This is a genomic window from Methylophaga sp. (assembly GCF_009711715.1).
In the GTDB taxonomy this organism is placed as follows: Bacteria; Pseudomonadota; Gammaproteobacteria; order Nitrosococcales; family Methylophagaceae; genus Methylophaga.
In genome coordinates, this window is sequence record NZ_VENF01000019.1 from 1 (window position 1) to 26,008 (window position 26,008).

Annotated in this window: 23 protein-coding genes and 1 pseudogene; 15 read left to right on the top strand and 9 right to left on the bottom strand. The window is 49.9% G+C overall.

What is annotated here, in order from left to right:
• A pseudogene (locus FH755_RS12600) lies at positions 1-122 on the top strand (IS3 family transposase); the annotation flags it as partial.
• Here FH755_RS12600 and FH755_RS12605 read toward each other — a convergent pair.
• The 8 genes from FH755_RS12605 to bcp all read right to left on the bottom strand — a co-directional run bounded on the left by FH755_RS12605 (position 97) and on the right by bcp (position 11,159).
• Entirely contained in the window at positions 97-1,857 is a 1,761-nt protein-coding gene (locus FH755_RS12605; protein WP_292441472.1) for an E2/UBC family protein, read from the bottom strand. The pseudogene FH755_RS12600 and the gene FH755_RS12605 sit on opposite strands and share 26 nt — an antisense overlap.
• A 7-nt stretch (positions 1,858-1,864) precedes the next feature.
• Complete coding sequence (locus FH755_RS12610) at positions 1,865-3,163, bottom strand: CBASS cGAMP synthase (RefSeq protein ID WP_292441473.1); 1,299 nt, start codon at positions 3,161-3,163, stop codon at positions 1,865-1,867.
• A 98-nt stretch (positions 3,164-3,261) separates the two neighbouring features.
• Positions 3,262-4,428: a ribonucleotide-diphosphate reductase subunit beta gene (locus FH755_RS12615; protein ID WP_292441474.1), complete on the bottom strand. Its 1,167-nt coding sequence runs from the start codon at positions 4,426-4,428 to the stop codon at positions 3,262-3,264.
• On the bottom strand, positions 4,428-7,361 hold the full coding sequence (locus FH755_RS12620; RefSeq protein WP_292441475.1) for a ribonucleoside-diphosphate reductase subunit alpha: 2,934 nt from the start codon (positions 7,359-7,361) through the stop codon (positions 4,428-4,430). The genes FH755_RS12615 and FH755_RS12620 overlap by 1 nt, the downstream gene beginning before the upstream one ends.
• A gap of 349 nt (positions 7,362-7,710) precedes the next feature.
• Complete coding sequence (locus FH755_RS12625) at positions 7,711-8,241, bottom strand: hypothetical protein (protein ID WP_292441476.1); 531 nt, start codon at positions 8,239-8,241, stop codon at positions 7,711-7,713.
• A 102-nt stretch (positions 8,242-8,343) separates the two neighbouring features.
• On the bottom strand, positions 8,344-9,999 hold the full coding sequence (locus FH755_RS12630) for a methyl-accepting chemotaxis protein (protein WP_292441477.1): 1,656 nt from the start codon (positions 9,997-9,999) through the stop codon (positions 8,344-8,346).
• Positions 9,999-10,490, bottom strand: a complete 492-nt coding sequence (locus tag FH755_RS12635; RefSeq protein ID WP_292441478.1) for a hypothetical protein — start codon at positions 10,488-10,490, stop codon at positions 9,999-10,001. The genes FH755_RS12630 and FH755_RS12635 overlap by 1 nt, the downstream gene beginning before the upstream one ends.
• Positions 10,491-10,691: 201 nt before the next feature.
• Entirely contained in the window at positions 10,692-11,159 is a 468-nt protein-coding gene (gene bcp, locus FH755_RS12640) for a thioredoxin-dependent thiol peroxidase (RefSeq protein WP_292441479.1), read from the bottom strand.
• A gap of 120 nt (positions 11,160-11,279) precedes the next feature.
• Between bcp and dapA the strand changes: the two genes are divergently transcribed.
• From dapA to FH755_RS12665, 5 genes are all read left to right on the top strand, one after another.
• Positions 11,280-12,158: a 4-hydroxy-tetrahydrodipicolinate synthase gene (gene dapA, locus FH755_RS12645; protein ID WP_292441480.1), complete on the top strand. Its 879-nt coding sequence runs from the start codon at positions 11,280-11,282 to the stop codon at positions 12,156-12,158.
• A gap of 23 nt (positions 12,159-12,181) precedes the next feature.
• Positions 12,182-13,213: an outer membrane protein assembly factor BamC gene (bamC, locus tag FH755_RS12650; protein ID WP_292441481.1), complete on the top strand. Its 1,032-nt coding sequence runs from the start codon at positions 12,182-12,184 to the stop codon at positions 13,211-13,213.
• Entirely contained in the window at positions 13,213-13,980 is a 768-nt protein-coding gene (locus FH755_RS12655; protein WP_292441482.1) for an MBL fold metallo-hydrolase, read from the top strand. The genes bamC and FH755_RS12655 overlap by 1 nt, the downstream gene beginning before the upstream one ends.
• Positions 13,981-13,991: 11 nt before the next feature.
• The gene (gene purC / locus FH755_RS12660; protein WP_292441483.1) at positions 13,992-14,702 is read left to right on the top strand and encodes a phosphoribosylaminoimidazolesuccinocarboxamide synthase; all 711 of its coding nucleotides are present in this window, start codon (positions 13,992-13,994) and stop codon (positions 14,700-14,702) included.
• Positions 14,703-14,857: 155 nt separating this feature from the next.
• Complete coding sequence (locus tag FH755_RS12665) at positions 14,858-15,835, top strand: sensor domain-containing diguanylate cyclase (protein WP_292441484.1); 978 nt, start codon at positions 14,858-14,860, stop codon at positions 15,833-15,835.
• Here the strand turns inward: FH755_RS12665 and pyrC are convergent.
• On the bottom strand, positions 15,824-16,873 hold the full coding sequence (pyrC, locus tag FH755_RS12670) for a dihydroorotase (RefSeq protein ID WP_292441485.1): 1,050 nt from the start codon (positions 16,871-16,873) through the stop codon (positions 15,824-15,826). The genes FH755_RS12665 and pyrC overlap by 12 nt on opposite strands.
• 158 nt (positions 16,874-17,031) lie before the next feature.
• Here pyrC and FH755_RS12675 point away from each other — a divergent pair, with 158 nt between their 5' ends.
• From FH755_RS12675 to FH755_RS12715, 9 genes are all read left to right on the top strand, one after another.
• A complete protein-coding gene (locus FH755_RS12675) occupies positions 17,032-18,774 on the top strand; it encodes an acetolactate synthase 3 large subunit (RefSeq protein ID WP_292441486.1) in 1,743 nt (580 codons plus the stop codon).
• Position 18,775: 1 nt separating this feature from the next.
• Positions 18,776-19,270: an acetolactate synthase small subunit gene (gene ilvN, locus FH755_RS12680; protein ID WP_292441487.1), complete on the top strand. Its 495-nt coding sequence runs from the start codon at positions 18,776-18,778 to the stop codon at positions 19,268-19,270.
• A 50-nt stretch (positions 19,271-19,320) separates the two neighbouring features.
• Positions 19,321-20,334, top strand: a complete 1,014-nt coding sequence (ilvC, locus tag FH755_RS12685; protein WP_292441515.1) for a ketol-acid reductoisomerase — start codon at positions 19,321-19,323, stop codon at positions 20,332-20,334.
• A 111-nt stretch (positions 20,335-20,445) separates the two neighbouring features.
• Positions 20,446-21,189: a CDP-diacylglycerol--serine O-phosphatidyltransferase gene (gene pssA / locus FH755_RS12690; protein ID WP_292441488.1), complete on the top strand. Its 744-nt coding sequence runs from the start codon at positions 20,446-20,448 to the stop codon at positions 21,187-21,189.
• 209 nt (positions 21,190-21,398) lie between these two features.
• Complete coding sequence (locus FH755_RS12695; RefSeq protein ID WP_292441489.1) at positions 21,399-22,931, top strand: 2-isopropylmalate synthase; 1,533 nt, start codon at positions 21,399-21,401, stop codon at positions 22,929-22,931.
• On the top strand, positions 22,931-23,428 hold the full coding sequence (locus FH755_RS12700) for a DNA polymerase III subunit psi (protein WP_292441490.1): 498 nt from the start codon (positions 22,931-22,933) through the stop codon (positions 23,426-23,428). Before FH755_RS12695 ends, FH755_RS12700 begins: the two co-directional genes overlap by 1 nt.
• 11 nt (positions 23,429-23,439) lie before the next feature.
• Positions 23,440-23,910, top strand: a complete 471-nt coding sequence (gene rimI / locus FH755_RS12705; protein WP_292441491.1) for a ribosomal protein S18-alanine N-acetyltransferase — start codon at positions 23,440-23,442, stop codon at positions 23,908-23,910.
• Between the two features lie 157 nt (positions 23,911-24,067).
• Entirely contained in the window at positions 24,068-24,649 is a 582-nt protein-coding gene (sodB, locus tag FH755_RS12710) for a superoxide dismutase [Fe] (RefSeq protein WP_292441492.1), read from the top strand.
• Positions 24,650-24,805: 156 nt separating this feature from the next.
• Positions 24,806-26,005: an aspartate aminotransferase family protein gene (locus FH755_RS12715; RefSeq protein ID WP_292441493.1), complete on the top strand. Its 1,200-nt coding sequence runs from the start codon at positions 24,806-24,808 to the stop codon at positions 26,003-26,005.
• Positions 26,006-26,008 lie beyond the last annotated feature (3 nt).

A 26,008-nucleotide genomic window follows, 5' to 3' on the forward strand; every position in this document is an offset into this window, starting at 1 on the left:
CAGCCAAGGCTGATTTATTTGACTATATTGAGCGATTCCATAATCCTCGCATGAGAAGACGAGTCGCGAGAAGCGACATGAAGTTTTCAACCGTTTTCAAACCGTCCGTGGAATCGGGGTAGAACCCCAATTATCGTTTTGTGACAGAATTTTTGGCTTTCTAGCTCTACTTCCATCAAAGAAATGTTCTTTATATGTCCACTCATAGTGGTGCTCAAGTGTGTACAGAGCGGCTTCTTGCATCAGGCCTGCCGTGACAACACTGACCGCAGCATCATACGGTGTGAAGGTTGAGCCACAGGATATTCGTTGTTCATTGTGACGGTTTAAATTTTCAAATCTGAGATCAGTACCATTTTTATAAAAACCTCTCTCGGATATTAAGCATCCAAAGCATGACTGGCCATTATCAATGAATACTTTTGATGCACGCCCAAACCCATCATTGAAACCATGGATGATTACTGGCCTCGCACCACTATCGATTTCACGAACAACACAGGCAAGTCGCTTAGACACAGTTGGTCTTCCAGTTGCATCGATAATGATGTCATATTTCCTCAGGTTAATTTTAGTTATAGGAAAATAACTGTCAAAGGCCTCTATGGTGGTCGTGAAGTGAATGGACTGATGCAGCATTCTAGTAGTGGCTTCGGCCTTGTTTGTTTGAAAAGCTTCAGAGGTTAATGAGTGACGGCCATAATTTTCCGGTTCGAAAATACCAGGGTCGTATAAATGTAAATAACCATCACCACAACCTGCACCTGAGCGAAGTAAAAGCGGTGCTAGGTATCCACCTATTGTTCCACATCCAATTAAAGCGATTTTCTTAGTACGTAAATCGCCAACTTCGGGGCGAGGGCGATTGCGTGCGAGCAACGACTCTTTATCTAGTTTTTCAACCCTTAACCGGATGAACTGTTCAACTACTAGAGGATTTTTCAGAACTGACAATAGATTTGCTTCTCTGAGCTTCCTGGGGTTTTTCTTGGTTTTTCGATGTTTGCCACTGTAACTTTTGAGAGCTGCTTTGTTGCTATTGATTGCAACGTAAAGCGCTATCAGTCCATATCCTAAGACGTCAAAGAGTAAAAAATGTCTTTTCTTGGTGTGGGCTGCGAAATACTGTAAAAGATTCGATAAAGTGTGTGAATCCACCTCATTTAACCAAGCTAAGAATGCCTTGAAGTTTTCTGGAGGCCAAGATAAACCTGACAGTTTTTTAGGATTAACCCTAAAGCAACTGGAAGAGCATGTATATTTCTTTGTCTCATTAAATTTATTGAGATGCAGCCATTTTTGATATTCGGCAACATCATTCTGATCAAATAAGACCCAGCGGGATTTTTTCTCTTGGTTAACTATACATAAATCTAGAGTTTTTGCCTGTAATGGTTGCGTTTGAGAAAGAAGATAAACAGTCCTGTCAGCAAGCCAGTAAGCTGAAAACTCTCCCTCAAGTCCTTGATCTGTACTTTCACTGTTACTGTTGGCAACAATTTGCAGTGTTTCCTTTATTTGGGTGTCTACACAGTAGTAAGTGCTGTATAAATCATTAGGATCCCAATCAGCCTCCATTTGTTCGACATAACAAAGGAACCAACCAAAGTTTATATGTGGTAGAAGTCGCCCCTTATAGTGGTCTGGAATACTCAATAGACAGGCTGTTGGCAGCAGAAGGTGAGGATCTTTGGAAATATCTAATAGAACACAGAATTTCCCACCTGATGTAACAAATTCTTTTTGGTAGAAACCAGTGGAGTGACTATATTTTAATATGGGAGAATCTTTGGGAAGTTTGTTCGAACTGATGTAGCAGTAACCCAACCCCAATAAAATTTGGTGCAGTTCACTCAAGATACTGTTAACCACTAGACATTGTAGGGCTTATACGTTTTGGCTTTGCTGTTAGTGTGGGCTCATTCGTGAATGCGGGAGTTGCTTGTTTAGCAATGATCAATTCAGAATTAGTAACCCAGGCACCGAACATCTGACTCATCATATCTAGTGCTTCAGACTTTGTTAATGCTTTATAAGCACTGTTGATAGTAACTTTTAGAAGATCAAGTTTACCCATCACATCAATCTCATCAACACCATGTTGATGGGAAGGTGGGAATAAAAAACTATCACTGGTGGGATCTGGACTTTTTATGCCCGAGGTAAATTCAACGGGTAATTTCTCAACTAAAAGTCGCATAGCTGAGTCCATGTCACTCTTATCATGCGGATACGAGTCTAAAACATTCACAGTGGCGGTCATCAAGGCTATTGAGGAGGGCCCCCCATCGGACCACTGTACATCACGCCATGATTTCATAAAACGACATAAGCTGCGTAAATGTTTGCCAATGCGTATGCAGCTCTCATTGAACCAGTCTTCAACAATTTTCGGATCGCTTTTTATCCATTTCTCTTCGCCTTCACGTACGGCAAGATTCACAGAGTTTGAATCAAGTTGATACTGAGATTCACGACCTGTTAGCAGCTCATTGATATTAATATAAGAGTCTGAAAAAGACAGTTGAGCCTTTAACGCTGCTTCTTTTTGTTTGAATTGGTCTGCTGGAACGGCATACATTGGTACATCAATATGAGTATTATGCTGCGGAATTTGTAACCGAGCGCAAGTACGTTTGGGGGTGAATTTCCAGTTATTATTTTCAGCAACCAATGAGAGCAGCGCTGAGTCGACGAGTAAAATGAGTAAACGATGTCCAATTACTGGTCGTTCATCAAATAGCTCCATTGGTAAATAGGTGCCATCGTCAATATCCATTTCCTGTGGGGGAGTAACATAAGGCTTGTTTAAAGTGTCATACTGAAAACTACCTTGTGTTCTGAATCGAGGGTTTAGGGAGATAAAAGACTTCCTAGCCTTCTCGTCCATGGTACTCAACAATCGAGTAATCTCTGTCTGAGTCTCAGGTGTTAGGTATCTAAGTAAGCTTTTTGATACTTCAATCTTGACGCTTTCGAAGGTGAAATTATTACGCTCGCACATGCGAGCAATAGTTTTTGCCTCATCAAATACATCTTTTATCCTAGACCTTACCAGTGAACGTAGCCTCTTGAGACTTGTGGTATGAGCCTCGTCGAGGCGTAATTTTCCTATCAGTCCATCTGAGCGGTTAGCGTAATACTGGTGGAAGTTCCAGACCATTGTTCTTCTCCCTTGAACGTCTATATTTTTTGGGTGGAAAGTTGCAGCTTATGGTCGCAAGTCTGCAACTTATGCCCGTTTCTACATCAATCAAATCATCAGTCCCATTTGAGACCAGCACCAGTCTGATATTCAGTGACTTTAGTCTCAAAGAAGTTTTTCTCCTTCCGCATATTGGCCTGTTCATCGAGCCAGGGCAGGGTGGCTTCGGCACCGGGGAACGGTTCTTCAAAGCCAAGCTGTTTGGCACGACGGTTGGCGGTGTAGCGGAACTGGCCGTGGTGCATTTCTTTTGAGTAACCCAGGATCGGGTCTCGCAGAATGTAACCGGCGTAGGTTTCTTCGGCCGCGTCGGCCTCTTCAAACATGGTCTGGATTTTCTTCGGATCCAGTTTGACGTTTTCTTCTTTAATGATCTGCTTGACCACACGGATACCGAACGAGGCGTGCATGACTTCGTCACGCATGATGTATTGCAGCTGTTCGGCGGTGCCTTTCATCAGGCCGCGGCGTTGCAGGGCAAAGATCGGTGAGAAACCGTTATAGAACCAGGCGCCTTCGAAGATGCCGCCGAAAAAGGCATAGGACATTACGAAGTTTTCCAGTTCGTCCGGGTCACGCAGGTCGATATCGCTGCGCAGCACGGTATTCAGACGGTCATTGGCCAGTTTGATCTTCTGGTAAATCTCCGGCACTACGCGGTAACGGTTGTAGATTTCCGACTGGTCCAGACCGATGGTTTCGATACAGTGCTGGTAGGTCCAGGTGTGCAGAGCTTCTTCATAAACCTGACGTGCCTGATAGATTTGCAGTTCGGGCGCCGCCATTTTTTCCATCACTGCCAGACCGATATTACGCATGGCGAGAATATCGGAGGTGGTCAGGTAGGAGAGCACGTTTTCATAGACGTGGCGTTCTTCCATCGTCAGCTTGTGACGATAGTCGTGAACGTCCTGCGCCATGTTGATATCCAGCGGCGTCCAGTGGTTTTTGTTGGCATTGAGAAAGTAGTTCCAGGCCCATGGATACTTGAACGGTGCCAGCTGGTTAATGTCGGTTTCGCCGTTAATGACGCGCTTGTCATCGACATTGACCGGCTTGGCATTGTTCATGGGCATCGCTTTGACCTCAGCCGAAGCGGGTGCTTCGGTGAGATCATTGGCTGCAGGGGCTGCAGCTTCGGCCTGTTGTGCTTTCTCTTCTTCTTTTTTCGCCTCAGCGGTACCGGCTATCGGTGCTGAGAATGGATCATCCCAATTCAACATTACTGACATGCCTCGCAATCTGGTTCCAAAATTGAGCACGCTTTCGGTGCTTCCATACCTTCGCCCAAGAAGTCTTCACTGTCGGCTTGGGCTGTGGCCGTAGCCAGGGTCGAAGTGCTTGTTGCAGCACTGGCAACCGGGGCCGCTGCCGGGCCAGAGGCAACCGGTTTAGGACCGCTTGGCTTTTCGGCTGATGGCGGTGGTGTCGGTGCAGAGCTGGTTTTCTCGGCACCGGTCGCACCCATCGAGCGCAGGTAGTAAGTGGTTTTGAGACCACGTACCCAGGCCAGTTTGTACAGGTTATCCATCTTCTTACCTGATGGTTCTGCCATGTACAGGTTGAGGCTTTGTGCCTGATCAATCCATTTCTGACGACGGGAAGCGGCTTCAATCAGCCAGCGTGCATCCATTTCGAATGCGGTGGTGTAAAGCGCTTTCAGTTCGTCCGGAATACGGTCGATGTCCTGCAGGCTGCCGTCGAAGTATTTCAGGTCGTTGATCATCACATCATCCCACAGGCCGCGTGCTTTCAGGTCTTCAACCATGTAGGGGTTGATGACGGTGAATTCACCGGACAGGTTCGATTTGACGAAGATGTTCTGATAGGTCGGTTCGATTGACTGGCTGACACCACAGATATTGGAGATGGTGGCCGTCGGTGCAATCGCCATGGTGTTGGAGTTACGCATGCCCTGACGTTTGATCTTGTCACGCAGCATATCCCAGTCCATGGTTTTGCTTTCGTCCTGTTGCAGGTATTCGCCGCGTGACTCTTTCAGCAGCTTGATTGAGTCGATAGGCAGAATGCCTTTGCTCCACAGGCTGCCTTCATATGACTGGTACTTGCCGCGTTCGGCTGCCAGATCAGAAGAGGCTTCAATCGCGTAGTAGCTGACCGCTTCCATGGATTCATCAGCGAACTTGACCGCTTCTTCAGAGGCATAAGGCATACGCAGTTTGTACAGCGCATCCTGGAAGCCCATGATGCCCAGACCGACCGGACGGTGCAGCAGGTTGGAATGACGCGCCTGCGGCACGCTGTAGTAGTTGTATTCGATAACGTTGTCGAGCATACGCATCGCGGTACGGATGGTTTTTTGCAGCTTCTCTTTGTCTAGCTGACCGTTTTCGTCGATGTGCTTGACCATGTTGACCGAGCCCAGGTTACAGACCGCGATTTCCTTGTCTGAGGTGTTCAGGGTGATTTCGGTACACAGGTTGGAGCTGTGAACGACGCCGACATGTTGCTGCGGGCTGCGGATGTTGCATGGATCTTTGAAGGTAACCCAGGGATGACCGGTTTCAAACAGCATGCCCAGCATTTTGCGCCACAGGTCGACGGCAGGCATTTGCTTGAAGTTACGGATTTCGCCGCGGGCGGCTTTTTCTTCGTATTCGGTGTAGGCCTTTTCAAATGCCAGACCAGTCAGATCGTGCAGATCATCGACTTCTTCCGGTGAGAACAGGGTCCATTGACCTTCTTCAGCTACACGCTTCATGAACAGGTCAGGGATCCAGTTGGCGGTGTTCATGTCGTGGGTACGACGACGATCGTCACCGGTGTTTTTACGCAGATCCAGGAACTCTTCAACGTCAATGTGCCAGGTTTCGAGGTAGGCACAGACGGCGCCTTTACGTTTACCACCCTGATTAACAGCCACCGCCGTGTCGTTGGCGACTTTCAGGAATGGCACGACACCTTGTGATTTACCGTTGGTGCCTTTGATATGGGCGCCCAGACCACGGACACGGGTCCAGTCGTTACCCAGACCACCGGCAAACTTGGAGAGCAGCGCATTGTCGCGAATCGCGCTGTAAATGCCGCTCAGATCATCCGGTACGGTGGTCAGGTAGCAGGAAGACAGCTGCGGACGCAGGGTGCCTGAGTTGAACAGGGTCGGGGTGGAGCTCATGAAATCGAAGCTCGACAGCAGGTTGTAGAACTCAATCGCACGTTCTTCACGGTTGATTTCGTTAATCGCCAGACCCATGGCAACACGCATGTAGAACGCCTGTGGCAGTTCGAAGCGGGTACCGTCATGGTGAATGAAGTAACGGTCATACAATGTTTGCAGGCCTAGGTAGGTAAATTCGAAGTCGAGTTCCGGCTTCAGCGCTTTACCCAGACGTTCCAGATCGAACAGACCCAGTTCAGAGTCGACCAGTTCGTGTTCGATGGCAGCATGAATGTAGGTTTTGAAATAGTCCGGGTAAATGTCGGCCATTTCACTTTGCTTGGCTTGTCGGTGAGTTTTGTAGACAAAGCTCAGGGCTTCACGGCGGATACCGTCCATCAGCAGGCGAGCGGCCAGCGTGCTGTAGGCGGGATCTTTTTCGATGAAGGTACGGGCACCCATTACCAGGGCTTTTTCAACGTCGGAGTGTTTCACGCCGTCGAACAGGTTACGTTGGGTGTCACGCAGAATACGTTCACGATCGACTTCGGCAAGGCCCTGACAGGCTTCGGTGATCAGATCGTGCAGGCGGTCAATATCGAGCGGTTGGCGAGTGCCGTCAGCGGCGGTGACATGCAGGGTCGTTTCGTTCGCTGGTGATGGATGTTTTTTCTCTTCTTCGGCGCGTTTTTCAGCTTGTTTCTCACGATAGAGCACGTAAGAACGGGCAACCTTGTACTCTCCGGCACGCATCAGTTGCAGTTCGACCTGATCCTGGATGTCTTCGATGTGGACCGTGCCACCTTCGTCAAGACGACGCAGCAGGTTCTCGGTGATTTGTCTGGTCAGATCTTTAACCGTGTCATGAATGCGGCGACTGTCTTTGGCCGATTCGCCTTCAACGGCCAGGAAGGCCTTGGTCATCGCTACAGCGATTTTGCTGCTGTCAAAATCGGTGACTTTACCGTTACGACGGATAACGCTGTAGCCGCTTTCGGCCGTGGCGTTGTTAATGGATTGTGCTGGTTCGCTCGCCATAATGAATTCCCTGCATAGTGGTGAAAAATCAAAAATCATGAAAACCACTATAGATTGTGGTTTTGAAATGATTGAACCACAAGATAGTGTGTTTTTGAAGCCTTGGCAAGGGGAAAAGTTGCACATAATTTGTGCACATTTTGTGGATAACTTTAAGGCGATCCCGACGTAGCGTAGCAGGGCTGCCAGCTCACAGGATTTGAGCTGTTTTGGTGCCTGAAAAATAATTTTTTCAGTGAGGCAAAAAAAGCATTTTTTGCCTGCCCGAAGTCAGGGGCTGGCAATCATACTGTCGCCGATGGCAGAAAACAACCACCGGCGACTGTTTAAATTTGAAGCTGCATGATACTCAGAGTGTATCAATAACAGAAATTGCTGCCGGGCTAAGCAGTTGTCGTGCCCGCTGTTGTGCATCACGATCCCGGGCCTGGACGATAACCGCCCATTTATTATCCCTAGTCGCTTCCATTGTTTCGTTGATCAGCGGATCGTGGTCCGGACGCACGGTAAAAGCCCCTGCGGCAATCATGCCGAAGAAAACACCGAACATCGCCAGCACCAGATAGGTCAGCATTGGGCTGGATTGGGTAAAGGTGGGGCCAATAGTGGTGACGATGGCCGCAATGATAAGACCACCCACCAGACCGGCAGCACCCAGAATGTAATGCCAGAGTATCAATTCTTTACCAATGGCCTTGGTTTCCGGTTCCAGGCGATCCTGTATATGGGTATCACCGGGTTTTAATAATTGCACTTCCTCAGAGTGGAAGTGACCTTCGTCGATCAGCGAGTCTTCAGCGTGTTTGGCTTTGTCTTCGGATTCGAAGATCCCTGCGACAGTGTGCGGGCGTTTTTCCAGATTCATTTTCATATCTTTCATCGTGCCTCCTTACAGATTCGGGATATGCCCTTACAGAAAGTGACAATAAAAAAGCCGCAGATATCCCTATCCACGGCAGGGGAAACGATAGCAATACGAGGACTAGCGAGGACTGACCTGGAACACACCCACCAGTTGAGTCAGTTTATGGGCAGTGTTTCGAACCATCACTGAGCGTTGTTGCAGGGCATCGATAGCCTGCGTCATCAGGCCGGCTGAGTGGCCGACATCCCGCGCGGTTTCGCCATGGATCTGACTGTTCTTCTCCAGTTGCTTGATGGTAGCGAACATCTGTTCTACCAGTTGGTGTAAAGCGGTGTTTTCAGAGGAGGCCTCTTCAGTTTTCTTGAGGCTGCGGTCGACGTTGTCGACGCCGGACTCCATGAATTTGACGGCTTCCAGCGTTTCGGACTGCATGGTTTCAATCATTTTCTGGATTTCTTCAGCCGAGTTCGCTGTGCGCGAGGCGAGCCCGCGGACTTCATCGGCAACGACTGAGAAGCCTCGGCCGTGTTCACCGGCCCGAGCGGCTTCAATCGCAGCATTCAGCGCCAGCAGGTTGGTCTGGTTGGTGATTTCGGAGATGACACCAATGATGTTGCCGATTTCAGCGGTACGGCTGTGCAGGTTCTGAACTGCTCTGGCCGAGGTCTCGACCACATCACGGATTTCCTGGGTGCCACTGCGGACTGATTCGAATTGTATCCGTGCGTCATGCACCACTTCATCCATTGCCTGTTTCATTGATTCAGCGGTGTTGGAGGCGCTGCCGATATCGTTAATCTGGGTTTCCAGTAGCTGCAGCATCTTATCGATGGCATCGGCTACTTCATTGGAAACGCTGAAAGCTTCACGGTTGGTTTCCAGCATGGCCTCATTGGTGTGGCTGACATTTGTGCTGGTTTTAATAACCTGGCCGACAATGCCGTCTAGGTTATCGATAAAGCTGTTAATCCAGCGTCCCATATCCCCGGTCTCGTCACTGGCCATCCGATTGTTATCGAGACGCTGAGCCAGATTACCTTCACCTTCAGCAATGGTGCGGATAACTTCAGTCATTGCATCCAGCCGGTTGGCCAGCGGATTGGTGGTGAGCTTTTTGTAGAGCATCGCGATCACAATCAACATGGAACCGGAAATAGCGCCAATGGCAAGATCCGGGAGAGCGGTCAGCATATGCAGGCCGGAATTCACCCCCAGCAGCGCCAGCATCGAACAAACAAAGCCTTTCAACAGGCTGACATTGATGGAGCGACGACGATAGACCTCTTCCAGGTCGCCTTCACACATCATGCCCCAGCGATCCGATGACCCTTTAAGCTGGAAGGTGACGCCTTTACCGATAACCGGGATATGACGGTAGTCGGAATAGCCGGGATAGGTCACAAACAGGTTGCTACCGTTACGGATGGTTTCACGCACGCCGGGGTGAAGTTGACCCGTCGCCGGATCGGTAAAGCGGATTTCAAACTCGGTATGGCGATTGACCCGGACCGTGCCCCAATTGGTATGAATACCGCTTTTGAGGTTTTCACCATGAGAGAAAGTATTGTCTTCAAAGCGTGAGCGGGAGAGGGCAATACCCTGTTGCAGATTGGGTTCAAATCGTGACTCAACCATGAATATATAGTTGTCACCCGACTCAGGATAAATGTGGCCGGCTTCACGCTGAATCAAATCACCCAGGACATCATTAGGCACCCGGCCACAGACAGCCCCCAGTTTTTCACCGTCACGACTCAGCGGCTCATAGAACATTAAAGTGACTTCATCATGGAATTTGGAACTGGAAGGCCCACCTTTAAGGTCAGCTCATCAACGTATGGTCCATGCAGGAAGGCTTCATTGATCCCTTTTGCTACCGCTTTTTTATTCAGATCGTTTTGACCGATATGGGCACTGTGCGTCGAATGGGTGACACCCCCGTTAAGGTCGATAACAAACAGCTCGGAAAAATCCGGTGCTGCAGTGAGGCGATCATTAAGTGTGTGAAGGTTAATTTCCGGGTAGCTGTTAATCAGCTGTTCGGCGAGCAATTCCATTTGATCCCACTGGCTGGCAACCCATTGCTGCAAGAGTTTGACGCGGGTAGCGGCAATGCCTTCGAAGGTTTTTTCCACAGCACTGTAGTTGTGGCGGTTAAGGAAGCAGGAGCGTGACATGGCGAGTTTGCCGGTACTGCCAAACCAGGGCAGCCATTTTCGTTCTGCCCGGCTGAGATGCATGGAGAGGCTTTTCAGATTGCTCATTATCTTTCTCTATTGTTGTAACCAATAGAGAAAGAGCAAATCCTGCGCCAGCTGATTAAACAGATGTTTTCGCTGAATATTCTGATGCACCGCTATCATACGGGTGCATCAGAATAGTGCGACTGGTTTAAAGACAGAGAAAATAATGAACCAAACTAGTGCTTGTTTTTATCTTTTAAACCATCAGTTTAAAATGGGTATTTAAAGTTCCGATATAACTTCCTTGACTTCATCGACATGTTCTTTCACTTTGACCTTGCGCCACTCATGGCGCAAAACGCCTTCTTTGTCGATAAGGAAGGTGCTACGCTCAATACCCAGATGTTCCTTGCCGTACATTTTTTTCAGTTTGATCACATCAAACAGTTTGCAAACGGCTTCGTCTTCATCTGATAACAGGTCGAAAGGAAAACACTGCTTTTCTTTAAAGTTTTCATGCTTTCTCAGACTGTCACGGGAAACCCCGACAATGACGGTATCGTGTTCATTGAAAAATTCGATATTGTCGCGGAAGTTCTGGCCTTCAGTGGTGCAGCCAGGGGTGCTGTCTTTCGGGTAGAAATAAATCAGTACGTTTTTGCCTTTAAAGTCCGAAAGACGGAAGGTTTTATCGCCGGTGCTCGGCACTTCAAAGTCAGGGACCTGCTGTCCCACTGCAACTTGACTCATCTGATCATCCTGTTTTGAAACGATTTAGGGAGAAACGTACCTTACACAATCACTGCTGATCTTGTCATCAACAGGCAGGCAAAGTACCATGCCTGTTATTTTTCCGGAGTCTCATAAATTATGTATAGCGGCAGTATGGTAGCGCTTGTCACACCGATGCATGAAGATGGTGCACTGGATGATGACAGCCTGCGAAAGCTGATTGAGTTTCATATCAGCGAGGGAACTGATGCCATCGTCGCTGTGGGCACGACCGGTGAGTCTGCTACTTTGAGCGTCGAGGAGCACTGTGGTGTGATCCGCAAAGTGGTTGAACAGGTCAATGGCCGCATTCCGGTGCTGGCCGGTACCGGTGCCAATTCGACTTCGGAAGCGATTGAACTCACACAATACGCCAAAGATCTGGGTGCGGATGCAGCCTTGCTGGTTGCACCTTATTACAACAAGCCCACCCAGGAAGGCATGTATCTCCACTTCAAAGCGATTGCTGAAGCGGTCGATATCCCGCAAATTCTCTATAACGTGCCGGGGCGTACGGCTTCTGACTTACTGCCGGAAACAGTTGGGCGCTTATCTGAAATTCGTAATATTATTGGTATCAAGGAAGCGTCCGGTGACGTGTCGCGGGTTCAGCAAATCCGCCAATTGTCGACCGAAGATTTTGAGCTCTACACTGGCGAAGACGCCAATACCGTTGACTTTATTCTCGCCGGTGGACGCGGTGTGATCTCCGTGACAGCCAATGTGGCACCGAGACTGATGCATGAAATGTGCATGGCTGCCATGAACGGTGACGAGGTCAAAGCTCGAGAAATTAACCAGAAATTGGTTGCCCTCCATCAATTTTTATTTGTCGAGGCTAACCCGATTCCTGTTAAATGGGCGTTGGCTGAAATGGGAATGATTCCGAAAGGGATTCGTCTGCCCATGACGGTATTGTCGGAAAAATACCATCAGTCAGTGCGCGAGGCCCTCATTACGGCGGGTGTCCTGAATTAGAATTAATGGGTGAACTGTATTAAATGAACGCGAAACAATTCAAACAAACATCGCTGGTCGTCATGATGACGTCCGTATTGAGTGCTTGTGGCGCATTTTCTAACCTGGACGAAGTGGTGCCTGACAACACGCAGGAATATCGCCGTGCCGAAACCATGCCGCCACTGGATGTGCCGCCCGAATTGAGCACCAATCGTATTAACGATGATATCGCCGGTGAGAAAGATTCCACCGCCACCTATTCCGAATTTGAGGAAGCCTCCAACAATCCGCTTGCGGCCAAATACAATATTCAGCCAGACAAGAAACCATCTCTGGCTGGTGAAGGTGCGGATCGTCACCTGATTGTTCCCGGTGAGCGGGAAGTGACCTGGGAGCGGATTCAGGACTTCTGGAAAACACAGGGTCTGGCGATTGAACGTATCGATAGCCGTATTGGCCTGATGGATACCACCGCAGATGCTGATGGTTACGCCTATCGAATTCGTATGGAGCGTGGTGATAGCTCCAAACAGTCAGAAGTGTACCTGAGCGCCGTGGATGAAACCCGCAGCAATGCTCAGAAGAATGAAGCGACCCTGCGTCAATTAGCTGATTATCTCGGTACCCTCTATCAGGAAGATGTGCAGGAAATGCGGGTGGCTCAACCGGCACCACCGCCGGAAGAAACCGCGCGCGTTCTGCTGATTGATGAAGAGGGTGGCCAGCAAAGTCTGTTTATCGAACAGGATTTCCAGACAGCCTGGCGTCGTGTCGGCCGGGTCCTGGACAGTAAAGGTTTTACTGTTGAAGACCGCGATCGCAGTCTGGGTCATTACTTCGTACGCTATATCGACCCGTTCAAGGAAATTGAACAGGAAGAAGAGGGCTTCTTCAGTGGTCTGGCTTTCTGGCGTGATGAAGTGGAAGAAAAACCGGAAGAGTATTACTACATCAAGCTGATTTCAGAAGCTTCCGACACCCGCGTCGTGGTTCTGGATGCCGAAGAAAAACGCACCTCCAGTGATACGGCCAAGCGTCTGCTGAATCTGATTCAGGAGCAGCTTGCCCCGTAATGCGCTTTGCTTCCCTCGGTAGCGGTAGTCGAGGCAATGCAACCATAGTCACGCACGGAAAAACCACACTCATGATTGATTGTGGTTTTTCTGCTCGTGAGGCCGAGAAAAGACTGCAACAGCTTGATATTGATGCCCGGTCGCTGACGGCGATTCTGATCACCCATGAACATGCCGATCATATGGCCGGTGTCAGGGTGATGGCCCGCAAGCATCGTCTGCCGGTGTATGCGACGCCCGGCACGGCCGGTTGCCTGCCCGCGGATATCAGTGCCTACATCCGTGAGTTTAACTGCCATGAACGTTTCACTATCAACGATATAGAAGTCGAACCGTTTCCGGTTCCGCATGATGCGCGTGAACCCAGCCAGTTCGTTTTCACTAACGGACAGCACCGTTTGGGGCTGCTGACCGATGTCGGTTCGATCACCCCGTTGATAGAAGACACTTTAAATGCCTGTGACGGCCTGTTGCTGGAAACCAATCACGATATGACGATGTTGGAGCAGGGCGAATATCCCGAGCATCTGAAGCGTCGCGTCGGTGGCAGACTCGGGCACTTAAATAACGTGCAATCTGCGACATTACTTGAGAAAATTGATACCTCGAAATTGCAGCACATCATGGCGATGCATATCTCGGAAAAGAATAATTGTCCATCGATAGTCGTCCCATTACTGGCCAAAGCCTTGCAATGCGAAGAAAACTGGATAGGTGTCGCTGAACAGGATGCCGGTTTTGGCTGGCGCGAACTGGTCACCCGATAAAGAGAATAGCAATGGAAAAGAAACAAGAACTGTATTCAGGTAAGGCTAAAAGTGTCTTTGCCACTGATGATAATGACTATGTCGTCCTGAGCTTCAGAGATGATACTTCCGCCTTTGACGGCGAAAAGGTCGAACAATTGAGCCGCAAGGGCGAGGTTAACAATAAGTTTAACGCCTTCATCATGCAGTATCTTAGCGATAACGGTATTCCGACCCATTTCGAAAAACTGCTCAATGCGACCGAATCGCTGGTCAAGAACATGAAGATGATTCCGGTCGAGTGTGTGGTGCGTAATGTCGCTTCCGGTAGTCTGGTTCGCCGCCTGGGCGTGGAAGACGGTATGGAACTCAATCCACCGGTATTCGAATTCTTTTTAAAAAATGATGCGCTGCATGATCCGATGATCAATGAATATCATATTGAAACTTTCGGCTGGGCCAAAGCTGAAGATGTCAATAAAATGAAAGACCTGACGTTCAAAGTTAATAAACTTTTGAAGAAGTTGTTTGCTGATGCAGGCATGATTCTGGTGGATTACAAACTGGAGTTCGGTCTGTTCAAAGGCGGAGTTTATCTCGGCGATGAGTTCAGTCCGGATGGCTGTCGCCTGTGGGATGCCGAAACCCGTAAGAAGCTGGACAAGGATCGTTTCAGACAAGGTCTCGGCGGTGTCATCGAGGCGTACGAGGAAGTCGCACATCGTATCGGCGTGCCGCTGTAAACGCTGTCAGGATTCTACCCAGGCAAACAAACCCTGAGCTGTCGCTCGGGGTTTTTGTCTTGAAAGGAGGCCACGCTGAAAGGCCCCTGGTGAGCTTAAGCCGTTTCTGCTGTCTGATTGTGTTATGTTGCAGATAAAATAGTAGAGGGGACTTTATGCAAAAGCCAGATAAACCGGCCGATGAGGAAGACAGGATCATTACCCTCAGATCACTGAATCTGCTCGATACCGAGAAGGATGAACGTTTCGACAGGCTAACCCGGCTTGCTCTGCATGTGTTCGAAGTGCCGATCGCTCTGGTCAGTCTGGTCGATGAGAGCCGCCAGTGGTTCAAGTCCTGCTTTGGTCTCAGTGTGTCCGAGACCCACCGTGATGTGTCGTTTTGCGGTCATGCGATTCTTGGTGATGAGGCCTTTGTGATTCAGGACACGCACAAGGACCCACGTTTTACTGACAACCCGCTGGTTACCGGGGAACCCTATATTCGTTTTTATGCTGGTTATCCGATTCGCTACAGTGATGGCAGCAAATTAGGCACACTCTGTCTGCTGGATCAAAGTCCACGTCATTTCACCCAACGTGAACAGCTTATTCTTGAAGATCTGGCAAAAATCGTAGAGCACGAAATTCATGCGGTACAGCTGGCCACGATCGATGAACTGACAGAGATCCCCAATCGCCGTGGTTTTTTTGCCTCAGCGACCCAGGCACTGAGCCTATGCCGGCGTCAGAAATTACCCGTCAGTCTGGTATTTCTCGACCTCAATCAATTCAAACCGATTAATGATCATTTCGGTCATGCTGAAGGCGACAAGGCATTGATAAGATTTGCCACGATGCTGAATCAGGTTTGCCGGCAGACGGATATAGCGGCCCGGATTGGTGGTGACGAGTTCGCGTTGCTATTACCCAATGCCTCAACTGCAGCTGTCGACAAGATTCTTACGCGTTTTGCCAGCATGGTAGCGCAGGAAAACCAGGAACAGACACTGGATTACAGGATTGCCTATTCTCATGGCGTGGTGCATTTTGATCCGGACAAACATCAGGATCTGGATGATTTGCTGGCCGAGGGCGACCAGCTGATGTATCTGCGAAAGCACAAGGGTAAAATGCAGCAATCAGGCCTTTAGCTGCCAGCCGAGCAGACCGCCGGCACGCATCGGGACCAGTTCATTGTCTGCAAACGGCAAAGTTTCCGGCACCTGCCAGCTTTGTTTGCTCAGCGTGATATTGTCGTTGTTCCTGGGCAAGCCGTAAAAGTCCGGGCCGTGGAAACTGGCAAAGCCTTCCAGCTTGTCCAGTGCACCCGCCATTTCAAAGGCTTCCGCATAAAGTTCGATCGCGGCATGGGCGCTGTAGATACCGGCACAACCACAACTGCTTTCTTTACCTGCACGGGGATGCGGCGCGCTGTCGGTGCCGAGGAAAAATTTGGGACTGCCACTGGTGGCGGCCTGAATCAGGGCTTGCTGGTGTGTATTACGTTTCAATACCGGCAGGCAGTAGTGATGTGGATGGATACCACCGACCAGCAGATCGTTACGGTTGAGCAGCAGATGATGCGGCGTAATAGTCGCAGCGATACGATCTTCTGCTTCGGCGACAAATACAGCCGCATCTGCTGTGGTGATATGTTCAAATACCACCTTGAGCTCAGGAAAGTTTTTCAGTAAAGGGGCCAAGACACGGTCAATAAAGACTTTCTCGCGATCAAATATGTCAATATCTGCGCTGGTGACCTCGCCATGAACCAGCAAAGGAATGCCATGTTTCTGCATCGCTTCCAGTGCCTTATGGCAGTGTTTCAGGTCGGTGACGCCGGCATCCGAATTGGTGGTTGCACCGGCGGGGTAAAGTTTGACAGCATGGACAAACCCGCTGTCTTTGGCGTGGTGAATTTCATCGGCCTGCGTGTTGTCTGTCAGGTACAGGGTCATCAAGGGCTGAAAGGCACTGTCTGCCGGCAGTAAGGCCATGATGCGCTGACGATAATCCCGGGCCATGTCGACAGTGGTTACCGGCGGGCGTAAATTAGGCATCACAATCGCACGTGCAAATACGCGTGCCGTGTCGGGAACAGTGCGGGCAAGTGCTGAATCGTCCCGCAAGTGGAGATGCCAGTCGTCGGGACGGGTGAGTGTAATTTCGGTTGGTTTTATTTGTGTCATAGCCGTGAATTATGCCATAGCAAATAGCTTAGGCTGAAAAACTTGTGAACAGCGCTCGAAGGGCAACAGCGCTTGTTCTTGACCTTATCACGCATTACAAGTAACTTTACACGTTTGATGTTTTTAAGCTTCTCGTGACGAGATTAAGAGGGAAACACGTGGAATTAAGCGGTGGCGAGATACTGGTTCAGTGTCTCAAAGACGAAGGTGTCGATTTCCTGTTCGGTTATCCGGGCGGTGCCGTACTTCATATTTATGATGCACTGTACAACCAGGAGGATGTCAGACACATCCTGGTGCGCCACGAACAGGCCGCGACACATGCAGCAGATGGTTATGCACGGGCTACAGGTAAGCCTGGTGTCGTCTTAGTCACATCAGGCCCCGGCGCAACGAATGCCGTCACAGGTATTGCGACTGCCTATATGGACTCCATTCCGATGGTTATCATCACCGGTCAGGTGGCGACAGCCAATATCGGTAGTGATGCTTTCCAGGAAGTCGATGCAGTCGGTATTACCCGTCCGTGTGTCAAACATAATTTCCTGGTCAAAGATATCAATGATCTGGCTGAGACCGTCAAAAAGGCATTCTATGTCGCAACGACCGGTCGTCCTGGCCCGGTAGTGGTTGACGTGCCTAAAGACATCACTGATCCGAGTATCAAGATTCCGTATCACTATCCGGAAACAGTTCAGATGCGTTCCTATCAGCCGACGCTGAAAGGCCATAGCGGCCAGATTAAGCGCGCGGTGGATCTGCTGCTGTCTGCCAAAAAACCCATGATTTACACCGGTGGTGGTGTGGTGCTCGGTAAAGGCTCGGATGAACTGCGCCGGTTTGTTCGCAAGCTCGGCTATCCAATTACCAGTACTCTGATGGGGCTGGGGGCTTATCCGTCCAGTGATGAACTGTTCCTGGGCATGCTGGGTATGCATGGTACATACGAAGCCAATATGGCGATGCATGATTGTGATGTACTGATCGCCATCGGTGCCCGTTTCGATGATCGTGTTACCGGCAAGATCGCTGAATTCTGTCCCGATGCCAAGATCATTCATATTGATATTGATCCGTCATCGATTTCTAAAACCATTACGGTCGATATTCCTATCGTTGGCAGCGTGCCTGACGTATTGCAGGAAATGAATGGCCTGCTGGAATCCAGCAAGAAGTCACCGGATAAAAAGGCGATTAGCGCCTGGTGGGCTGAAATTAACAGCTGGCGTAGCATGAAATGCCTGTCTTATGACCGCAACAGTGACAAGATCAAGCCGCAGATGGTGATTGAGATGATCCATGAGATCACTCATGGCCAGGCTTACGTGACTTCTGATGTCGGTCAGCACCAGATGTGGGCGGCACAGTATTACGGTTTTGATGAGCCTAATCGCTGGATCAACTCCGGCGGTCTCGGCACCATGGGCTTTGGTTTGCCGGCAGCCATGGGTGTGCAGTTTGCTTATCCGGATGACACTGTTATCTGTGTGACCGGTGAGGGCAGTATCCAGATGTGTATTCAGGAACTGTCGACCTGTCTGCAGTATGGTTTGCCAGTCAAGATCGTCGCGCTGAATAACCGTTACCTGGGTATGGTGCGTCAGTGGCAGGAATTCTTCTATGAGAATCGCTACTCGCATTCCTATATGGAATCGTTGCCGGACTTCGTCAAGCTGACAGAAAGTTACGGTCACGTGGGTATCCGTATTGAGAAACCCGAAGATTTGCGTAAGGAACTGGAACGCGGTTTCGCGATGAAAGATCGTCTGGTTTTCTTTGATATCGTGACTGACCAGACAGAAAACGTTTATCCGATGATTGCCCAGGGTAAGGCGCATAACGATATGCACATGTCGCCTTACTGTGAACCACCACAAGACCCAGAGAGGGAGCTGTCCTAACATGCGTCACATCATTTCCATCCTGATCGAAAACGAAGCAGGGGCGTTGTCGCGTGTGGCCGGTTTGTTTTCTGCGCGGGGTTACAACATCGAATCCCTGACTGTCGCACCGACCGAAGATCCGACTTTGTCCCGTATGACAATCGTGACTTCGGGTACCGAGCGTATCATCGAGCAAATCACCAAGCAGCTGAACAAGCTGGTCGATGTGGTGAAATTACTGGATCTGACTGAAGGTCCTCACATCGAACGTGAAATGATGCTGATCAAGGTCAAGGCATCATCCATGGCTCAGCGTGAAGATGTGAAACGCCTGGCGGATATTTTCCGTGGACATATCATTGACGTCACCACCTCGACTTACACCATCGAGCTGACCGGTGCCTGTGTCAAGCTGGACTCATTCATCGATGCCCTGGCTGAGCACAAAATCATTGAAACCGTGCGCAGCGGTGTCACCGGCATTGCCCGTGGTGAGAAAAGTCTGCACCTTTAAGTAACACCATTTCGCTTTTTAGAAAAAATCTAAGGAATTCAATCATGAGTTTGAACATCTATTACGATAAAGATTGTGACCTGTCCATTATCCAGGGCATGAAAGTCACCATTATCGGTTATGGTTCCCAGGGCCATGCCCATGCCTGCAACCTGAAAGACTCTGGCGTTGATGTGACTGTCGCGCTGCGTCCCGGTTCATCTTCTATCGCCAAAGCGGAAGGTGCCGGCCTGAAAGTGTCTGACAACGTCGCAGAAGCGGTTAAAGGCGCTGATCTCGTCATGGTGCTGACACCGGATGAATTCCAGTCTCAACTGTACAAACAGGAAATCGAACCGAACCTGAAACAAGGTGCTGTTCTGGCCTTTGCTCACGGCTTTGCTATCGTTTACAACCAAATCGCGCCACGCAGCGATCTGGATGTCATCATGATCGCACCTAAAGCACCGGGTCACACTGTACGCAGTGAATTCGTCAAAGGCGGCGGTATTCCTGACCTGATCGCCATTGAACAGGATGCTTCCGGTAAAGCGAAAGACATTGCGCTGTCTTATGCTTCAGGTGTCGGCGGCGGTCGTACCGGTATTATCGAAACCACTTTCCGTGATGAAACTGAAACCGATCTTTTCGGTGAACAAGCGGTGCTTTGTGGTGGTGCAGTTGAACTGGTTAAAGCCGGTTTTGAAACCCTGGTTGAAGCCGGTTACGCCCCTGAAATGGCTTACTTCGAATGTCTGCACGAACTGAAACTGATCGTGGATCTGATGTACGAAGGCGGTATCGCCAACATGAACTATTCCATCTCGAATAATGCCGAGTATGGTGAATATGTTACCGGCCCACGCGTTATCAACGAAGAAAGTCGTTGGGCCATGCGTGAAGCCCTGAAAAATATTCAGGAAGGTAAATACGCCAAACAGTTCATTCAGGAAGGTCAGTCCGGTTACCCTGAAATGACGGCGATGCGTCGTCTGAACGCTGAGCATCCGATTGAACAAACCGGTGAAAAACTGCGTTCAATGATGCCTTGGATCCAAAAAATCGTTGATAAGTCTAAAAACTAATTAAGCTTTTTCAGCGTCACAGACGGGGACGGTTGTGTAAACGGCCGTCCCCGTTTTGTTTGCGAGCCGCAAATGTCATAATGCCTTCATCAGTAATCAGGGAGTGTTTTCATGGTCAGTAGTGACAAACAGCAGCGACGCGGTATTTACCTGCTGCCGAATTTGTTCACAACAGCAGGATTGTTTGCTGGTTTTTATGCCATTATCGCCGCCATCAGGCAGGATTTTGATGCCGCAGCGATGGCTATCTTCGTGGCCATGATCATGGATGGGCTTGATGGACGTATCGCCCGCATGACCAACACCCAAAGTGCTTTCGGCGCTGAATATGACAGCCTGTCAGATATGGTTGCTTTCGGCCTCGCTCCGGCACTGGTGGTCTTCCTCTGGGCTTTACTGGACATGGGTAAATTCGGCTGGATGATTGCCTTTATTTACGCTGCTTGCGGCGCGTTACGCCTTGCGCGATTCAATACCCAGATTGGCACGGCTGACAAACGTTATTTTCAGGGCTTGCCCAGTCCGGCGGCAGCGGCCCTGGTCGCAGGTTGGGTCTGGCTTGGAACCGACCGTGGTTTTGATGCGGCAGTGATCAGTAATATCGCGGTACCTATCACTTTTTTTGCCGCGATTCTCATGGTCAGCTCAATGCGTTATTACAGTTTCAAAGAGCTGGATCTGAAAAACCGCGTTCCCTTTATAAAACTGTTGGCACTGGTGCTGATCTTTGCCCTGATTGCGAATGATCCACCGCTGATGTTATTTGCCGCTTTCCTCATCTATGCGGTGTCGGGTCCGGTTTTCACCCTGTTCAAACTGCGTCAGCATCGCAGTGAGCGTGCCGGTCCCAAATAGCTTGGCATCAGCCCGTTTTCGACCTAATATTATTAAATACAACATGCACAGCATAATCTGTCATTTCAATGGATAAGATGCCGAAGATGGCCATGGAAAAACCTATTTCAGTCCTGCTACACCTGCCCTGAGGGGCACTACAGACCTGGAGAATATCCGCCTTGCCGGATCAAGCTATTGAATAACACAGTCTGCACTGGAGCAGGAACATGAAAGACCAGTTAATTATTTTTGATACTACCTTACGTGACGGTGAGCAAAGTCCCGGCGCATCCATGACCAAGGATGAAAAAGTCCGGATTGCCAAAGCACTGGAGCGTATGCGGGTAGATGTGATTGAGGCGGGCTTTGCGGTGGCCAGCAAAGGTGACTTTGAAGCCGTACAGGCCGTTGCCAGAGCGGTTAAAGACAGCCGCATCTGCAGTCTGTCGCGCGCATTGGAAGCGGATATTGATCGCGCTGGGGAGGCCTTGAAACCGGCCAATGCTTCGCGAATCCATACCTTTATTGCCACCTCGCCGATTCATATGAAAATGAAACTGCGGATGGAGCCGGATCAGGTTGTTGAGAATGCCGTTAAGGCGGTGAAGCATGCCCGCCGGTATACCGATGATGTTGAGTTCTCTCCGGAAGATGCCGGTCGCAGCGATATCGATTTCCTGTGCCGGATTCTGGAAGCGGTGATCGATGCCGGAGCCACCACGCTCAACATCCCTGATACGGTTGGCTATAACCTGCCACATCAGTTTGGTTCTTTGATCGGCACATTGAGAGAACGCATCCCCAATGCGGACAAAGCGGTGTTTTCTGTCCATTGCCACAATGATCTGGGTCTGGCTGTTGCCAACTCGTTGTCGGCGGTGATGAATGGTGCCCGCCAGGTGGAATGCACGATTAACGGCTTAGGCGAAAGGGCCGGTAATGCGGCTCTGGAAGAAGTGGTGATGGCAGTTCGAACTCGCCAGGATATGTTCCCCTGCGATACCAATATTGATACCCAGCATATACTGGCTGCCTCGCGGCTGGTGTCCGGGGTCACCGGCTTTGTGGTTCAACCCAATAAAGCCATTGTGGGGGCCAATGCATTTGCCCATGAATCCGGTATTCACCAGGATGGTGTGCTTAAAAACCGCGAAACCTATGAAATCATGCGCGCCGAAGACGTTGGCTGGAATACAAATCGTATGGTGCTGGGTAAACATTCAGGCCGTAATGCTTTCCGCAGTCGCTTGCAGGAACTGGGCATTGAACTGGAGTCGGAAGTTGAACTGAACGCGGCTTTCACCCGCTTTAAAGAGCTGGCTGATAAGAAGCATGAAATTTTCGATGAGGATTTGCAGGCTCTGGTCAGTGAGGTTGTGGCAACCACAGACGAGCGTATTGCGCTGGTATCAATGAAAGTCTGCAGTGAAACCGGTGAAACCCCGGTCGCAACGGTGACTCTGTCTGTAGATGGTGAAGAAGTCCACACACAGATGAGCGGCAGTGGGCCGGTTGATGCGGCCTATAAAGCGATTGAAGCCATTGTACAGAGCCATACGGAGTTGCAGCTGTATTCGGTCAGCAATATCACGACAGGAACGGATGCCCAGGGTGAAGTCAATGTTCGCCTGGAAAAGGGAGGGCGTATTGTCAGTGGCCAGGGAGCGGATACCGATATCGTGATTGCTTCTGCCAAAGCCTACCTCAACGCGCTGAATAAAATTCTGGCGCATGTAGAAAGAGCGCACCCTCAGGTCTGATGCAGTTATCCAATTCACAACAACGCATACTGGCTGATATGGGTATTCAGCGCTGGGCATTACGTCGTGAAGCGCCGGTAGTCAGTCACGATCAGTCATTAGAACCTGCAGGTGAGGCTGCGGCGGCTGCAATAAGTGTTGATGCACAGACAGTATTGCTGTTGGTGATGGATGAGACCCGGCTTTCTGATGCAGCCCAGCGTTTGCTCAATGCGATGCTCAAAGCCGTCTCGCTGCGCCCGGAACAGGTGACAACGCTCTCTGCAGGTGATTTCGCGCAAGTCGATACTGCCTCACTGGCGAATAAGGCTGTGCTGTTGCTGGGCACAGCCGTTACAGCGCAACTCGTTCCTGAACTCTCTCCTGAGCAGCCGCAGCCAGTCACTCTTTATCAGGCGCGTTTTTCTGCCTGTTTCAGCCTGGAAGAGATGTTGCAGCGTCCGCAGAATAAAGCTGCTGCCTGGCGGGCTTTGCAGCAATTGAGAATCGTGTTCTGAAGGTCAAGCCGATGATGCTCCCGCGAGTCATGCTTGAAGACGACCTGTTTGAGGTGCATGCTATTGAGAAAGCGGCCAACCGCTTTCCCTGGAGCAAAACAAATTTTTCGGACAGCCTTGATGCCGGCCATTTTGCTTGGGTTTACTGTGATGCTTTTGATGACATTATCGGTTATGCCATCGTGCAACTGGTCCTCGATGAAGCGCATTTACTGAATATCTGTGTGCGTCCGGAAATGCAGCGGCAGGGCTTTGGCCGTCGCATACTTGAGCATGTAATCGATCACGCTCAGTCACGTTCGGCGACGCTGGTCGTGCTGGAAGTCAGACAGTCTAACTTTCGTGCCCAGCAGCTTTATCAGCAGCTGGGATTCAACGAAATGTCGATACGCCGGGGCTATTACCCGGCAGAACAAGGCAGGGAAGATGCGATTTTGATGGCGCTGGATCTGACATCTGAGTCGATTTTCGGCGGAATTTAGCGTAGCCCGCGCTGTCATTACTAGTGTGTCAGGCTACGGCAGCAGCCATTCAACAAATGGCACTACTACCTATGAGCACTTGCTATAGCGCGGGTGCTCTTTTAGACTAATTGACTTAATTACTCGGTTATTTTTTTCACATTTAGGAGATAAAAATATGGCTTTTGAATTGCCACCACTTCCTTATGCACAAAATGCTCTGGAACCGACGATTTCAGCTGAAACGCTTGAATATCACTATGGTAAGCATCATCAAACCTATGTGAATAACCTGAACAACCTGGTACCCGGTACTGAATTCGAAGGCATGTCACTGGAAGAAATCATCACCAAATCCAGCGGCGGCATCTTCAACAACGCAGCACAGGTCTGGAACCACACCTTTTACTGGAACTGCATGACACCTGACGCCAAAGGCGCGCCATCAGGTGATCTGGCTGCTGACATCGACAAAACCTTTGGTTCTTTCGACCAGTTCAAAGAAGACTTCAGCAAGTCTGCTGCCACCAACTTCGGTTCAGGCTGGACCTGGCTGGTCAAAAACAAAGATGGCAGCATCGCTATTGTGAACACCAGCAATGCCGGTTGCCCACTGACCGAAGGTCAGACCCCGCTGCTGACTGTTGACGTATGGGAACATGCTTATTACATCGATTACCGCAACGCGCGTCCTAAGTACCTGGAAGCCTTCTGGGGCCTGGTCAACTGGGACTTCGTCGAAGCCAACTACGCGGCCTAAGAACAGCGGGAGAGGGTGAAGTTTACTTCTCTCCCGTTAACTTATAAAATACCGCTTTTTTGATTGATGGCAGTTTCGTCAGAAACTGCCATTTTTCGTTTCAGCAGGTCTGAAAAGACCCGGTTTTCATGCCGTCACGGCAAGGAGTTTTCAGCCATGACAGATTCGGTTATGCCGACATACGGGCGACTCGATGTGGCTTTCGCCAGTGGAAAAGGCGCCTGGTTAACAGATATCCATAACAAGCAGTATCTTGATGCGCTGAGTGGTATTGCTGTCTGCAATCTTGGCCATTGTCACCCTGCCGTGACCAAAGCGATTCAGCATCAGGCTGAAACGCTGGTACATACCTCTAATATGTATCACATTCCCCTGCAGACTAAACTGGCTGAAAAACTGACCAGTCTGTCCTCAATGGAACAGGTGTTTTTCTGCAACTCCGGTGCTGAGGCCAATGAGGCTGCAATTAAAATTGCCCGTAAATACGGTCACAGCAAAGGCATAGATAAGCCGGTTATTATCGTGATGGATGGCAGCTTCCATGGTCGTACTATGGCAACGCTGACTGCAACCGGTAATGCCAAGGTTCAGGTCGGCTTCGATCCGCTGCTGCCAGGCTTTGTACGTGTCCCCTACAACGATCTGGATGCACTGCGTATGGCAATTGGTCACTGGCCAGAAGCTGTTGCCGTCCTGGTTGAGCCGGTGCAGGGTGAGGGTGGCGTAAAAGTGCCTGATCCTGATTTTCTCGCCGGTGTTCGTGCCATCTGTACCCAACGTAAACTGTTGATGATGCTGGATGAAGTTCAGACCGGTATCGGTCGGACAGGCGCGTGGTTCGCTTTTCAGCATAATGAAGATCTGATCCCGGATGTGATGACCCTGGCAAAAGGCCTGGGTAATGGGGTACCGGTTGGCGCCTGTCTGGTTGCCGGCAAAGCTGTCGGCGTACTTCAGGCCGGTAACCATGGATCTACCTTCGGTGGAAACCCGCTTGCATGCAGTGCTGCTCTGGCGGTACTGGAAACCATTGAAAACGACGGTCTGCTCAATCATGTTCAGGCGCTCAGCAAGCAGATGCTGACGGCTTTCCGGGAGAAACTGCTCGGTCATGAAGGGGTTAAAGACATCCGTGGTCTGGGCTTTATGTTCGGTATTGAACTGAGCGTGCCCTGTGCACCACTGGTCAAGCAAGCGCTGACTGAAGGTCTGTTGATTAATGTCACAGCAGATTCTGTTATCAGATTATTGCCGCCGCTTGTCATTAATGCAGAAGAGGCCGGGCTTATCGTAGATAAAGTCTGCAAACTGGTGCTCGACTTTTTATCATCCCACGCTGTTGAGAGCGTTGCCTGAAAA